Annotated in this window: 13 protein-coding genes; 3 read left to right on the forward strand and 10 right to left on the reverse strand. The window is 45.1% G+C overall.

The window, feature by feature from the left end:
- Positions 1–67 precede the first annotated feature (67 nt).
- The 7 genes from MKY95_RS28260 to MKY95_RS28290 form a co-directional block, all read right to left on the reverse strand.
- Complete coding sequence (locus MKY95_RS28260) at positions 68–1,744, reverse strand: response regulator (protein ID WP_036668004.1); 1,677 nt, start codon at positions 1,742–1,744, stop codon at positions 68–70.
- Positions 1,745–1,760: 16 nt separating this feature from the next.
- The gene (locus MKY95_RS28265) at positions 1,761–2,633 is read right to left on the reverse strand and encodes a protein-glutamate O-methyltransferase CheR (protein ID WP_036606984.1); all 873 of its coding nucleotides are present in this window, start codon (positions 2,631–2,633) and stop codon (positions 1,761–1,763) included.
- An 86-nt stretch (positions 2,634–2,719) separates the two neighbouring features.
- Positions 2,720–6,445, reverse strand: a complete 3,726-nt coding sequence (locus MKY95_RS28270; protein WP_036606982.1) for a response regulator — start codon at positions 6,443–6,445, stop codon at positions 2,720–2,722.
- A complete protein-coding gene (locus MKY95_RS28275; protein ID WP_036606980.1) occupies positions 6,442–7,611 on the reverse strand; it encodes a fused response regulator/phosphatase in 1,170 nt (389 codons plus the stop codon). The genes MKY95_RS28270 and MKY95_RS28275 overlap by 4 nt, the downstream gene beginning before the upstream one ends.
- A gap of 341 nt (positions 7,612–7,952) precedes the next feature.
- On the reverse strand, positions 7,953–8,297 hold the full coding sequence (locus MKY95_RS28280) for a general stress protein (protein ID WP_017692267.1): 345 nt from the start codon (positions 8,295–8,297) through the stop codon (positions 7,953–7,955).
- A 94-nt stretch (positions 8,298–8,391) separates the two neighbouring features.
- Positions 8,392–8,925 carry a hypothetical protein gene (locus MKY95_RS28285; RefSeq protein WP_036668006.1) on the reverse strand — a complete coding sequence of 178 codons (534 nt, stop codon included), beginning with the start codon at positions 8,923–8,925 and terminating at the stop codon, positions 8,392–8,394.
- A 68-nt stretch (positions 8,926–8,993) separates the two neighbouring features.
- Positions 8,994–9,503, reverse strand: a complete 510-nt coding sequence (locus tag MKY95_RS28290) for a DUF948 domain-containing protein (protein ID WP_036668007.1) — start codon at positions 9,501–9,503, stop codon at positions 8,994–8,996.
- A gap of 220 nt (positions 9,504–9,723) precedes the next feature.
- Here MKY95_RS28290 and MKY95_RS28295 point away from each other — a divergent pair, with 220 nt between their 5' ends.
- Entirely contained in the window at positions 9,724–9,888 is a 165-nt protein-coding gene (locus MKY95_RS28295; protein ID WP_017692264.1) for a DUF1328 domain-containing protein, read from the forward strand.
- Between the two features lie 373 nt (positions 9,889–10,261).
- Entirely contained in the window at positions 10,262–10,780 is a 519-nt protein-coding gene (locus MKY95_RS28300) for a hypothetical protein (RefSeq protein WP_051447019.1), read from the forward strand.
- 91 nt (positions 10,781–10,871) lie between these two features.
- On the opposite strand, the gene MKY95_RS28305 is transcribed toward MKY95_RS28300, so the two are convergent.
- The gene (locus MKY95_RS28305; RefSeq protein WP_036606974.1) at positions 10,872–11,759 is read right to left on the reverse strand and encodes a cation diffusion facilitator family transporter; all 888 of its coding nucleotides are present in this window, start codon (positions 11,757–11,759) and stop codon (positions 10,872–10,874) included.
- Positions 11,760–12,049: 290 nt separating this feature from the next.
- Here MKY95_RS28305 and MKY95_RS28310 point away from each other — a divergent pair, with 290 nt between their 5' ends.
- Positions 12,050–12,238, forward strand: coding sequence for a hypothetical protein (locus MKY95_RS28310; RefSeq protein WP_017692261.1), 189 nt, complete (start codon positions 12,050–12,052; stop codon positions 12,236–12,238).
- A gap of 114 nt (positions 12,239–12,352) precedes the next feature.
- On the opposite strand, the gene MKY95_RS28315 is transcribed toward MKY95_RS28310, so the two are convergent.
- The gene (locus MKY95_RS28315; RefSeq protein WP_036606972.1) at positions 12,353–13,978 is read right to left on the reverse strand and encodes an ATP-binding cassette domain-containing protein; all 1,626 of its coding nucleotides are present in this window, start codon (positions 13,976–13,978) and stop codon (positions 12,353–12,355) included.
- A 215-nt stretch (positions 13,979–14,193) separates the two neighbouring features.
- The gene (locus tag MKY95_RS28320) at positions 14,194–15,240 is read right to left on the reverse strand and encodes an MBL fold metallo-hydrolase (RefSeq protein WP_036606969.1); all 1,047 of its coding nucleotides are present in this window, start codon (positions 15,238–15,240) and stop codon (positions 14,194–14,196) included.
- Positions 15,241–15,250: the final 10 nt, after the last annotated feature.

The following is a 15,250-nucleotide window of genomic DNA, read 5'->3' on the forward strand; positions in this document are numbered from 1 at the left end:
CAATGGTTTCCTTACCTAATAACCCAACTTCAGCACGAGTGAATCAGAAAGAAGTTTGGAAAATGTTTCAATTGGCCTGATTCATGGCTGAAGGGCCTGGGTCTAACATTTGTCGTTGTTTCTGAAACTGGGCTATTTTCTGTTTTACATTGCCCATTTTCACCGGTTTACTAATATAATCATCCATGCCGGCAGCAATACAGCGTTGCTGAATACCTTCCATCACGTTAGCAGTCATGGCTATAATGATTGGCTGATTAGACTGGGACAGACTCTCTCGAATCCGCCGTGTACATTCCAAACCGTCCATCACAGGCATCTGCAGATCCATAAACACATAGTCATAGGGATAACGGCTGCCGTTTACCATATCGAGTGCGCTCTGTCCATCTTCAGCAATGTCTGAGAGCAACCCCAGCTTACCAAGCATAATCGCCATCAACTTCTGGTTGATCGGATGATCATCCACAATTAATACCGTAGGATATTTATTCTCATTTTTCACATCCGTTGGTTTCTCTTCCCCGTTCCCCTGGACCAGTTCAGTTTCTACATAACGTTTCGCCTGAATTGTAAATACAAACGTTGCTCCCCGTTGCTCTGTTGTATCCAGATAGATCTGTCCACCCATCATTTCAACCAGAGTCTTGCATATTGCCAGTCCTAAGCCAGTTCCACCGTATTTACGTGTCATGGATGTATCCAGCTGGGAAAACGGCTGGAACAGGCGATCAACTTTGTCTGAAGCGATACCTATCCCGGTGTCTTTAACGGCAAACTCCAATGCCATTTCTCCATCCTCTTCTTCCTTAACTGACACGATCAGATAAACTCCACCCTGATCGGTAAATTTGATCGCATTGGCAATAAGATTCAAGAGAACCTGACGGAGCCTTGCCATATCTCCATAGATTAATTCAGGCACAGAATCTTCCAGGAAATAATCCAGTTCCAGATTCTTTTTGCCTGCTTCTGCAGCAAACAATCCCAACACTTCCCGAATACAGGAGACAATCTCAAAAGGATGCTCTTCCAGTTCCATTTTGCCGGATTCCATCTTGGTAAAATCAAGAATGTCATTGATAACCGTGACGAGTGCATCTGCACTGCGACGAACGATGTCTGCATATTCCTTCTGATCTTCCCTCAGTTCCGTCTCCATCAGCAGATCAACCATACCGATAACTCCGTTCATCGGTGTACGAATCTCATGACTCATCATTGCCAGGAACTCTGTCTTTGCATTGGCTGCAATTTCTGCTTCTTCCTTGGCCTGAATGAGTTGTTGGTTCATCTTCTCCAGTTCCTGTGTCTTCTGGTGAAGAAGCATGGTCTGTGTCTTCAAACGTTTATTGGTGATAAACATCTCCACAAAGCCCTCGATTTTGGATTTCAAAATCTGAGGAATAAATGGCTTAACCATGTAATCAATGGCCCCGGCTGAATATCCGGCAAACAAGTGCTCCGCTTCTCTGCTATTGGCAGAGATGAATATAATCGGCACATCCTTGGACTTGTCCCGTGCCTTAATTAACTTTGCTGTCTCAATTCCGTCCATTCCAGGCATCTGCACATCGAGAACGATAACCGCAAATTCGTCTTTTAGCAGACAGCGGAGTGCCTCTTCTCCGGAAGTTGCCTTAACGAGTTTATATTGTTCCGATTCCAGAACTGCTTCAAGAGCAAGCAAGTTCTCAGGGCGGTCATCTACCAATAATATGTGGATTGGTTCATTGAGCCCCATGGCTAACCCTAACCCCCTATTTGATCTTCCGGTATATTTTTTCGGTCCGGTCTAACGGCTCATAGGTATCACTGAACTCTGTAAAATGTATCGATTCTTTCGACCCCAGAACCAGAATACCAAAGTGGCTCAAGCTCTCATGAAACAGCCCATGCACATGGTTCCGCAGTTCATCATTAAAATAAATCATGACATTACGGCAAAAGATAACATTAAACTCGTTAAATGACCGGTCTGTTGCCAGGTTGTGCTCGGCGAAAATGATGTTCTTCCTTAGAAAAGGATGAAATATCACCGAATTGTATTTCGCTGTATAGTACTCGGAGAAGGCTCTGGTACCCCCTGCCTCCAAATAATTTGTAGTAAATAGTTTCATTTTCTCAATACCATATACGCCTTCTTTGGCCTGTTGCAAAGAGCGATCATTCATATCCGTTGCGTAGATTCTTGCCTTGTCATACAGTCCTTCCTCATGCAACATGATGGCCATGGAATAAACTTCCTCTCCTGTAGAACATCCCGCATGCCATATTCGGATATACGGGTAGGTTCTCAGGATAGGAATAATCTGTTCCCGAAACATTCGGAAAAGCGAAGGATCTCGAAACATTTCCGTTACAGGGATGGATAAGTTCTGTACAAAACGTTCAAACGCGGAACGGTCATGAAGAACACGCTCCTGCAAGCCGGATATGCTCTTAACACCTTCAGCATGTGCATGATGCCAGATTCTTCGTTTCAGGGATGGCAGTGCATAGTTTCTAAAATCATATCCATATAAACGGTGCATGCCTTCCAACAGCAACTCAATCTCGATCAGCTCGCGTTCTTCATCTTGCGGCATACGGACCAAATCTGCCCCCGTCTCGGTAGGTTCCCACGGTGTCATAAGTTCTCTCCACTTCTTCATTTGTTACTTGCGTATTCGTCGTATTGTCTTTCATTACCCAAACAATGAGCATACGAATAATGAACTTACGAATACAGCCATACGCGCATTAAGGATAACAATTGATCTGTCTGGATCGGTTTTTTCACATAATCAGATGCTCCGGCCTCAATACATTTGCCGCGATCCTCTTTCATGGCTTTGGCCGTAAGCGCAATAATCGGCAACTTTTCAAACTGCGGGATCTGTCTGATTCGTGTCATCGCTTCATAACCGTCCATCTCTGGCATCATCATATCCATCAGTACCAGATCAAATTCCGGATTTTTGTCTAAAATCTCCAAAGCCTCTCGGCCGTTCTCAGCAAACGTCACATCCATCCGATAGCCTTCAAGAACACTCGAAAGGGCAAATACGTTACGAATATCGTCATCTACAAGCAATATTTTCTTGCCTTCAAACAACGTTTCTTTGTTGTGTAGTTTCTGTAAGATTCGACGCTTGTCTTCCGGCAAATTGGCTTCTACCCGATGCAGGAACAAAGTGGTCTCATCCAGCAGACGTTCCGGTGACTTCACATCTTTGATAATGATGGATTCCGCATATTTGCGCAGCTTCATTTCTTCCTTGGAATCCAGTTCTTTGCCTGTATAAATTATAATCGGCAGATCGTTCAGATATTCATCATCGCGAATCTGGTCGAGCAACTCAAACCCGGTCATATCCGTTAACATCAGATCCAGTACCATACAGTCATAACGCTGGCTGTGTAATTCATTTAACGCCTCACTACCTGTCGACACAGCAGTGATTGCAACATCATCATGACCAATCAATTCAATAATGGCTTTACGCTGAATTTCATCATCTTCGACGATCAACAATCGTTTCAATTGATTCTCAGTATATGATTTGATATGTGAGAATGCTTTATCCAGTGAATCCTTGCTCGAAGGTTTTTTCAGATACGCAATGGCGCCCATCATCAGACCTTGCTTCATATCATCAATGACTGAAATCACATGAACCGGAATGTGGCGTGTTGCCGAACTGCTCTTCAGCTCGCCCAGAATGGTCCAACCATCCATCACCGGCAATTGAATATCCAGGATAATGGCATCCGGCAAATATTGACGTGCCATTTCAAGTCCTTTATCCCCTTGAAGGGCAACAAGTGCTTTGAAGCCTCTTCCTCTCGCCATATCCGTCAAAATATGTGCAAAGTTCACGTCATCCTCAATGATGAGCAGGATTTTGTCACCTTCCATCAGATTCTCCCGATCATCTTCGATCTGCGTGACATCTGGAGTATGGGAAGGAGAAAGATCTGTACCCACGCTACGCTCCGGATCAGGAGAGAGAATGGACTGATGACTTGAAAGCATGGTCCGTGCTTCGATGGACTTTTCATAAAGATCCTCTGAGGAAACAGCCGCTTCTCTTGAAGCACCTTCCTCCGCCAAGGCTTCCTCTTCATGATTATCCGGCAGGTATAAGGTAAAGCAGCTACCTTCTCCCTCGGATGATTCCACCTGTATTGCACCACCAAGCAAACGTGCCAGTTCCCTGCTAATGGACAATCCCAGACCAGTTCCACCGTATTTCCGACTTGTGGTCCCGTCTACTTGCTGGAACGCTTCAAAGATCAGATCCGTCTTGTCCGATGGAATACCAATGCCGGTGTCTTTTACACTGAATCCGAGATATTCCTGATTGGTGTTCATATAACCCGGCAGTTCTTCCGGTTTCATCCGTCGTCCAATTAGACTAACCGAACCTCGATTGGTGAACTTAAATGCGTTCGACAACAAATTCCGTAAAATCTGTTTGACGCGATGGCTGTCGGTGTACACCCATTCCGGTAGATCGCTGTCGAAATCAATATTCAAGTTCAGTTCCTTTTTGTTCGCCATCGGTCCAAAGTTCTGCTGAACAAAGCTGGTCAGCTCTTCCATTCGTACGGTCTCATAATTGATATCCATCTTACCTGCGTCCACCTTGGACAGATCCAGAATCTCATCAATCATCTTCAGCAGATCCGCGCCCGACATGTAGATGGTTTGCGCATATTCCTGCTGTTTGTCAGTCAGATTTCCACCTTTGTTCTCCGACAATAACTGGGACAATATGAGCAGACTGTTCAATGGTGTACGGAGTTCATGTGACATATTCGCTAAAAATTCGGACTTGTACTTGCTTGTCATCGACAGCTGTGTAGCTTGCTGTTCCAACTGTGTCTTCGTTTTCTCAATTTCGTCATTTTTCTCTTCAACTTCACGCACCTGCTCTTCAAGCGCCCGCGTCTTGGCAATGAGTTCCGTATTAAAATGTTCCAGTTCTTCCTGCTGACGCTGTAGCAACTCCTCAGATCGTTTAAGCGCCTCTGTCTGCTCCTCCAGATTCTCATTGGAACGACGAAGTTCTTCTTGCTGTGTCTGCAATTCTTCCGATTGAACCTGCAGTTCCTCAGTCAGTGCCTGGGATTCACGTAGCAGCTCCTCCACACGCAAACGACGTCGAACGTTGTTCAAAATTACGCCCAGGTTCATAATCAGTTGTGTGAATAACTGCTTGTGCAGTTCATTGAAACCTTCAAAGGAAGCCACTTCAACTACACCAATCAGTTCATCTTCAAACACGACAGGATAGATCATGATACCCGCAGCACGTGTTGAGCCTGAAGCTGAACCAATATGCACGTAATCTTCGGGCGTATTTTCCAGAATAATCGGTGTCATATCCAGCGCGGCTTGACCAATCAGGCCTTCCCCGATGCGATACATTTCCTTACCAACATCTTCGTTCTCTTCAAATGCGTATGCACCGTAACGTCTCAGTTCGTCGGGATGTTTCTCCTCATCGATCAGATAGACGACACCCAACTGAGCACCAAGCACAGGTGTGAACTCACTGATAAACATCTGTGAAATTTGGCGAATGGAGCCAATCCCCCGAAGCAGCTCCGGGACTCTTGCGATGTTCGAACTCATCCAGTTTTGATCCTGCTGAGCCTGCACATAAGCCCTCTCGATCTCCAGTTTTTCTTCCAGATCACTGGATACATCTTTGAACACACTGGCAATCTGACCAATCTCATCGGTTGATTTGACCTGTATGCGCCGAATGGTTCGGTAACGCCCTTTACCAAAGCTGGTAATCATCATAGATACAGTGTTCAGACCCCGTGTAATACTCGGCAGCACCCACAGAATGACACCCAATGCAAGCAACAACCCGGCAATCATGATACTTATCGTGATCTGTACTGCTCTCGTATACGCTTCGTTAGCGTTCTTGATCTCAGCATCAATCTCTTGGTCCTGATAACGTGAAAGAGCATTCAAACTATCCACAGTTTCTTTTTGCACCGCGAGTCCTGTTGAATTGCGGTAGTTATTCGCATCTTCTACCCGGTTTTGGGACATCAGGTTGATCTGTCTCGTTGCATAAGATGTATAAGCGGTCCACGCCGTATTCACACGATCCACCAGTTGATGTTCAGGTGCACTGTCTGCCCGGTTTCTCACTTCTGCGAGGTAACCATCCCCCCGATCCTTCATCTCCTTCAGGTCACCCTCAGCAGCATTAATCGAATTGTTCGGATTCAATAACAAGTTAGCCAGCACTTTGGCAATATCATTGACCTCTCCACGTGCAGCAGAAGTGAACCTTACTTTGAGATAACGTTCCTGATACATCTGATCAATCTGTTGATTACTGCTGTTTAACCGTTCATAACTCACAAACGTGAGCACGATCAAAATGGCCATCAGAGCGGTAAAACCAATCAGCAGTTTATTCCTGATCTTCATTCATCCCCCGCCCCTTTATTCAAAGTAATCCAGACCAGACATTTATCATCATCCCGCTCTTGGGGAATTTCGTCGTCAAAAAACATGGCCTGCATAGCAGCTTCATTCCACTGATGTGAGCCAGTCAGTTTTTCGATCAGGAATTCATGTTGTTCTTCCTGCCCGCCCTGAACAGCTTCCAATAATCCATCCGTATAGAGTGCAATATGCCCGTCACCCTCATAATGGATCGTTTGTGGTTCAATATCCATCTTGTCAAATAAACCAACAGGACAGCAGACGCTGTCAAATGTGGTGACACTGCCGTCGTTTCGGAAAAATAAAGCAGGTGGATGCCCCGCATTAACATAATCAATACGTTTCATCCGTGTATCAACGACCAAATAAATTGCCGTGAAATAATACTGCACCAATTGTTTTTCCAGATGGAGCTGGTTAAAACGACGGTTCAACTCCTGAATGACCTTCTCTGGATCCACATAAGTGGTAACCGTATCTTTTAACACAGAAGCGATAAACATGGTAAACAGGGATGAAGATATCCCGTGTCCCATCATGTCGAGCAGCAGTACTCCGTAACGGCCTTCCCCAAGGGGGTACCAAGAATACAGATCACCCGCAAGCTCAAAGGATGGTTTATAGATGGCATGCACTTGGAACAACGGGTCCCTAATTGCCGGACTTAATACAGCATTTTGGACCATCGCTGCCAACTTGAGCTCATCCTGAATACGTTGATCACGCTCTTTATGCCAATCCTTCTCCTGTTTCAAACGAAGTGCGAGTCGAATTCTGGCCATCAGTTCGACTTTATTAATCGGCTTGGTCACATAATCAGATGCACCAGCATCCAATGCTTCGGCAAGTTTCTTGGAGTCTCCGATGGCAGTCACCATAATAATCGGTATATCCTTCAGATTCTCAAATTTCTGCACAATACTGCAGGCTTCGATACCGTCCATCTCAGGCATCATCATATCTAGCAAAATCAGGTCAATATCCGACGGTCTTGGACGAAGTTCGTTGCTTTCCTCCCCAATTCCTAACACTTCAAACATTTCCATGGCGGAACTCGCCGTTACAATGTCACGATAGTTTTCTTTTTTCAGAATTTCTCGAATGATAATGACATTCGTCGGATTGTCGTCAACAATAAGTATTCTCATTGATATCTCCTTATCTGTGGCGTCCGGGTTTGTCGATTCTTATTAGGTTAAAACAAACGTTGATTATACAAATTTTGCATACAAAACGGCAGTAGACATAATAATTCCTAGTATAACTATAATCGTAAAAACAAAAAACTTCTATCAGTAAATGGCACCATCGTAGGGGAATATCCCCGCGACTCACCCTGTTTTTGCAGCGTCCTGATCCCGCTTCCAAACTTGCAAAAACATAGATAAGGAATGGGGTTTTCCCCATTCCTTATCTATGTTTTTGATTAAGCATTTTACATAAATGATTCAGAAGCTTGTCCATGTTCAGCAAACTTCAACTTATCGAGTTAATCTTTCTTTTTAGCAATAACGAGTACTTTACCTTTGTCGAGTTCACTCTCGTAGAAATCCGCTTCGGCTTCGGTAAAGCCCATCGAAACAATTTTGGCCCGGAGTTCATCACCACGTGAGCGGAACAGATTCGCCAAGGAATCAAATACGCCCTCTTCCTTTATGCCAATTTCTTTGGCATCTGCTGTATCGGCAATTCGATCTGTACGATCCTTCTCATGGGCGAGAACAAAGATTTGATCAGCAAGGTATCCGGTAATCTGCAATTCTTTCACCGCTTCTACCGCCTGGACTCCGTTTTCTACCACTTTTGCATAAGCTTGCTCATTGGTTGAATTCATCGTTTCCACTCTCCTCTGATTTAATCTTCTGTATCGAGCTACTTAGTATATAACCATACTATATGGGTTTGAAACGATTTGGTAATAACCAATCCTAGGAAACTGTGTCATCAAAAAGATCAATGCCTTCAATCTGATGAGAGCCTGACTTCATATATACCTTCAGAGCCTGGTCTCCACGGAGAAACACTTCTCCGTCCTCTGCCACATAATAAGGTTTCCCTAGAGCATGATGGATCGCTTCAATATTCATCTCAATTCTCTTTCCGTTTAACATGATGTGATTCTCAGATGCATCGATATGCACATATTGAATGACATCCGTATCTTCACACAAGCCAACCTTCACATCATGAAAGTGATATTCAGGACACCCCAGATAAGGATCTTCCTGCTTATACCCCGGCTGGCCCTTCTTGGCCAACAAATCATCCATGGTGTCATCCAGAGAAATGCCATTCAGAGTCCGAAAATGCTGGAAAGTCTCGGATCGATCAACAGCCAGAGTTACCTCTGACGCCTTCTCTTCCATTGCCGTCCATTGCATATCGTGAGCAGCGGGTACCGCTGCCGGTTGAACGGAAAAGGGAGAAATTACGCTAAACATCACAAGCAGTAGTTTCATCATGATTCTCACCCTTTCATCAGGTTCATCACCGCTCTGAAGGCTTCTTCATGGGTTACAAAGCGGTCATGTTACTTGCGCATCCGTTGCCATACATTCGCTGCAACATCAATATACTTCATCCAGTTTTTCCCGCCCTTAGCTTCACCATTATATGTAGCTTCATAGGATTGCAGGGTACGATCCGTTGATGTAGCAGGCGGTGCAGTTACATGAACCGCTTCAGCATGCTTGGTCTGTTCAGCGTTGTTACGTTTGGTCTGAAATTTCGCCATCAGCGTTGTGGAGACTTGTTTGGCTGCTGCCGTCACTTCATTCAACACTTCTCCCAGATTCTCAACAGATTCCATAACAGGATCAATTTTTTTCATTTTGTGTTGTACATCCACCGTAATATCATTGGCATGTCTTACCGTCTGCTTCACTTCATAACTAAGTTCGTCAATGGTTTTCTGTACCTCCTGCAATGTCTGTGAGACATTGTCCAAAGAACCCTGAGCGGATTTCAAGGTACGAATTAAAAAGAATACCAGTACTGCAAATGCCACTGCAATCAGGGCCACGCTAATTTGATAGATCATAGAAGAACCTCTCTTTCCATATGTGCATCAGTTTGTTATTGCTATAGTTACCCGGCGATTTCCCGGACGAAACAATATTATATATCCCTTCATATATGCCTTCGCTTGGAAAAAAAACCAATGTTTCAAGCGGTTAGCACTCGGTTAAAGTTAGACTACACAAGGCGGTGAGGTGAACACAACTCACTCCACAATCAATTATACGAAAGGATGAATACTTATGTTGAAATGGTCTGTATTATTTCTAATTATTGCACTGGTAGCAGGTATTTTTGGATTCTTCGGTATTGTTGAAGCAGCTGCTTCAATCGCGAAAGTACTCTTCTTCATCTTTGTTGTACTGTTCGTAATCTCCCTGATTACGGGACGTAGCCGAATGCGATAACCTCAGGCTCTGATATGACTGAGTGTTTACTAAACGATTACATACAAAAGCCGATCGTGCTCCCAAGCCGATTGGCTTTTGTGCGTTCAGGCATAGGTCAACTTTTCTATATTATGTATTGCACTCCCTTCTGCTTTATTCCAATCCGCTCTCGTATGAATCCCAAAAAAAACAGGACCTTTTTGAGATAGCCAACCCGGTTTTATCCCACTGAAGTATGATATTTACAGGCTTGCTATATACCCACATATGAGCCAGTTGACACTGGAGAATGCAAGAAAATATTGTTATAATTTGTGATTCATAAGGGTGCTTGCTTGGTTACTTGTAATCAGGACAACATTTTACATACCTACCGAGGAGGAAAAACAAAATGAAAAAAATCGTAAGTTTTGCCGCTGCTTTAACGTTGATGGGTTCGATGGCTGCCGCTGCGGGTGCGGAGGAAGCGGTTACTGGAACGGTAAATCCGGAAACAGGAACTGAGGCTACAACAACACCATCGACCACAACAACTCCGGCTGTTGAAGTGAACAAACCTGCTGTAGAAACAGTAGAAGGTACTGCTGAGACTGTAACAGGTACAACAGTAGACACTACAGGTGCAGAAGGTACTTCAACTACAACTGAAACGCCAGCTACGACTACAGATGACAAAATGTTTGAAGAGCCACTCGTAAAACCAGGTGATGAAGTACTGGCACCAACGATGTTGCTGAACCTTCTGGAGCGCACTTGGTTCTATGATGCACCTAACGGTAAACCAATCGGTGCATTAGGTTCCCAAGTCATCGATACAACAGGTGAAGTGGTTGATGGATTCGATGGCGGCGAGTGGGTACAAGTATACACTTGGAAAGGCAAAGCGTGGATCCACGTTGCCATTCAATAACATCGTATAATCGTTCTAACGATAAGTAAAGAGGACAGCACGCACAATCGCGGCTGTCCTCTTTTCATTTTCCAAGATGTTCACTCCCTGTTCAAGGGTTCCTTGTGACTTCTTCCGTCTTTGGTTCCACATGTACATGTACATGCATGATGTTATGCGATCGCTTCAACCGCTCTTCAACACGGTCACAGATCTGATGGCCTTCAATCAAGCTTAGGCCTCCGTCCACTTCAATGACTACATCCACAAGTACATGACTGCCGTGCACACGTGCCTTCACGTCCTTGATCATCTCAACACCGGGAACGCGTGCTACGGAGGATCTGAGATCCGTCAGTTCCTTCTGGTCAAATCCGTCGGTAAGACGATGTGTAGAATCCCGAAAAATCTCCCAAGCCGTTTTGCAGATCAACAGACCTACAGCAATGGCAGCTACTTTATCCAGCCATGGAAGTCCAAACTGCGCACCTATAATTCCAATTGCAGCGCCTATGCTGACCCAGGCATCGGAACGATTATCTTTCGCCGCAGCCATCAGAGCCTGACTATTAATTTGTTTTGCCAGACGGTGATTGTAACGGTACACGCCTAACATCACCACAGCACAGACTACAGCCACCGCTGCCGCCCACAGGTTTGGAGCAACAAAGGCTCCTTCATACCAGGAGCGAACGGCTTCAACCAATACTTGCAGCCCAACCATAGCCATAATAAATGAAGCTACCAAAGCAGCAACCGTCTCCGCTCTAAAATGACCATAGGCATGATCCGAATCAGGTGGTTTCTGGGAGATCCGAAGCCCAATCAATACAGCAATGGATGCTACAATATCTGTAAGGTTATTAAAACCATCGGCCAGCAAGGCGCTGGAAGCAAATAAATATCCACAGATCAGCTTAAAAGCGGACAAGACGAGATAGGCTACGATACTAACCCAAGCCCCTCGCTCCCCTTTTCGAATTTCTTCATAAGCGTTCAAACCGGGCGACACCCCTTTAACGTTTCGTATTACGGTTTTTCCATGTTACCAAATGCGGAGCGTGTGGGTCTACAGAAACAGTGTTGCCAGGTTGCATTGCTGTAGGCAAGCCGAAACAAAGTTGCCAGACGGCAGGGCTGTAGTTATTGAGAAAAAATGTTGGCCTGGGTAAAACCAAAGGTTTTGAGCATTTTATCAGGTTGCCCTTGTGGGGCTTTTATAAAACGTATAAAATAGGTACATCCCGTCCAATCTGGACGGCTCACTGTAAGACCGGGAGGGAAATAACGATGAGCGAAAATAACGAACCGAAAAAGGTCAGTTTGCAGGATGCTATACGCCAAAAACTGGCGCAAAAGAAAGAACAAGCAAATTCTGGTAACCAATCCAGCGCCTACTTTGAAGGCGGACCTAAAGCGATGAAGAGTCAAAACAACAAAAAGCCTAACAACCAACGTCGCCGTACTGGTGGATCTTAGGTTTTAAAGCCGCAGAGAAACCCATTGAATTACAAAAAGAACCGCAAGCCCTCTTCACAGAGGCTTGCGGTTCTTTGGTGTTTCTATAATCATGTGCCGCAGATGATGCTTAGTTTAAGCTTCTACCGGATACATTTTATTGCGCAGTTCTTTGATTTCATCACTTTCCAGATATTCGTCATAGCTCATTTGGCGATCGATGATGCCTGTTGGCGTAATTTCGATAATCCGGTTAGCAATCGTTTGGATGAACTGATGGTCATGGGATGTAAACAGCATTGTGCCGTCAAAGTCAATCATACCGTTATTCAGTGCTGTGATGGATTCAAGATCCAAGTGGTTCGTTGGCTCATCCAGAATCAGTGCGTTTGCACCTGTCTGCATCATTTTTGCCAGCATACAACGAACCTTCTCCCCCCCGGAGAGTACGCTAGCCTTCTTCTGGGACTCCTCACCGGAGAACAGCATACGGCCCAAGAATCCACGCAGATACGTTTCATCCTGATCTTTCGAATACTGACGGAGCCAATCCACGAGAGTCATGTCTACACCGTCAAAATACTGAGAGTTGTCTTTCGGGAAATAAGCCTGAGTCGTCGTTATACCCCAAGTATATTCGCCGCTATCTGCTTCGGTTTCACCCATGAGAATATCAAATAACAGTGATTTGGCATTTCCGTTCGGGCCAACAAATGCAATTTTGTCACCTTTGTTCACCACAAAGCTCACATCATTCAACATTTTCACACCATCGATGGATTTGTCAATACGATCTACCGTCAGCAATTGTTTACCTGCTTCACGTTCAGGCTTGAAGTTGATAAACGGGTATTTACGGTTGGATGGACGAAGGTCATCCAATGTGATTTTGTCGAGTGTTTTCTTCCGGGAAGTCGCCTGTTTGGACTTCGAAGCGTTCGCAGAGAAACGTTGAATAAAGGCTTGCAGCTCTTTAATCTTCTCTTCTTTTTTCTTGTTGGCATCCCGCTGCAGAGCAAGTGCCAATTGGCTGGACTCATACCAGAAGTCATAGTTACCTACGTACATCTGGATTTTACCAAAGTCAATATCTGCGATATGCGTACATACCTTGTTCAGGAAGTGACGGTCATGGGATACCACAATAACGGTACCTTCATAATCCATCAGGAAGTTCTCCAGCCATTGAATGGATTCGAGATCCAAGTGGTTGGTAGGCTCATCGAGCAACAGGTTGTTTGGACGGCCAAACAACGCTTGTGCCAGCAATACACGGACTTTTTCGTTTCCGCTCAGCTCTATCATTTTTTTGTCATGCATGTCACGAACAATGCCAAGACCGATCAGGAGCGCCGCTGCATCTGGTTCAGCATCCCAGCCGTTTTGCTCAGCGAATTCCCCTTCAAGCTCACCTGCACGCAAACCGTCTTCTTCTGTGAAGTCTGCCTTCGCATACAAAGCATCCTTCTCTTTCATGATGGAATACAGACGACTATGACCCATAATTACCGTTTCGAGAACCGGATACTCATCATATTCAAAGTGGTTTTGCTTCAAAACGGCCATACGTTCGCCCGGGGTGATGTGCACCTCTCCCGAGTTGGCTTCAATCTCACCAGACAAAATTTTCAAGAATGTTGATTTGCCGGCTCCGTTGGCGCCGATCAGGCCGTAACAGTTCCCTGGCGTGAATTTGATATTTACATCTTCAAAAAGTGCACGTTTTCCGTAGCGGAGCGTGATGCCGCTTGTACTGATCATTAAGCATACCATCCTTTATTGGTTAATCTGCATACTGCATGAATAGCAAGTTGCGTAAATCATGGATTCAATATCCCGATGCCTATTCTGGCACCATATTATAACACAAAAAAGCGGCAAATTCGAAAATTGGCCGCTTTTTACTTATTAAAGATTTGGTAAATGTACTGTTCATGCAGGCATATCCCTACATTAACATATTTGGCTCACTTTTGTTAGCCCTGTTTACCTTCCTCGTGGTGAATGCGGAGTGTTTCGCCATGACCAAGCACCCGAATCCGCTCTTTACCAATGCCTAAACGTTCACGTTCAACTTCCAGCCGATCCAGCGCTTCCTTGGGCGTATCATCCGCCAGCTTGAATGTGCCGTAATGCATTGGCACCATGAGCTGTGAGCCGGATTCAACGAACCCCTGCAGCGCTTCTTCAGGTGTCACATGCTGAGAAGTCATGAACCATTCCGGATCGTAGGCACCGATGGGCATCAGGGTAACCCCAATGTCAAAGCGTTCTCCAATCGTTTTGAAACCCTGGAAGTAACCTGTATCACCTACAAAATACAACACAGGCGGACCGCCTGATGGTTTGGATGTTTCGTTCTTCCCTGATTCCTTGGATGATTCATCCTGATTGTTCGTTGTTGTAGCACTTTCCACTGCTGAATTCGTTGCCGAATGATTCGATTCCAATACATAACCGCCCCAATGAGACGTATTGGTATCAAACAACGTTCGGCGCGTCCAGTGCTGTGCAGGAACAAAAGTTATTTTGACTCCGCCAAGTGTCATATGATCCCACCATTTCATCTCCTGGCATCGATGAAATCCTTTGCGAATCATCTTGCGCTTCAGACCATCGGGTACGATGAGCAACGTCTTGGCTGTAATCAGCTTACGCAAGGAAGCCAGATGCAGATGATCATAGTGGGAATGGGATATCAGAATCACATCCAACGGTGGAATATCCTGAATCGGAATGCCGGGGGCACCGAGCCTGCGTTGAAATCCCATTTTTTCGGCCCACACCGGGTCAGTCACGATGTTCAATCCATAATATTGAATGAAAAACGTGGAGTGACCAATCCAGGTAATACTTGTGTCATCCCGGTTGGCATGCAGATAATCCAGTTCAGGCGGGTGTTTGGGCACGGTGTAGGAGTAGTCCTTCACTTTGCTCCGCCGTTGCTCCCTCCATTGTTTGAATTCCTTCAGCGTTTTGTCCGTACTTACATTATCGATATTGTTATAACGGATTTTCGGCATGAAAGGGCCC

The sequence above is a fragment of the Paenibacillus sp. FSL P4-0176 genome, assembly GCF_037975265.1.
GTDB classification, from domain to species: Bacteria; Bacillota; Bacilli; order Paenibacillales; family Paenibacillaceae; genus Paenibacillus; species Paenibacillus amylolyticus.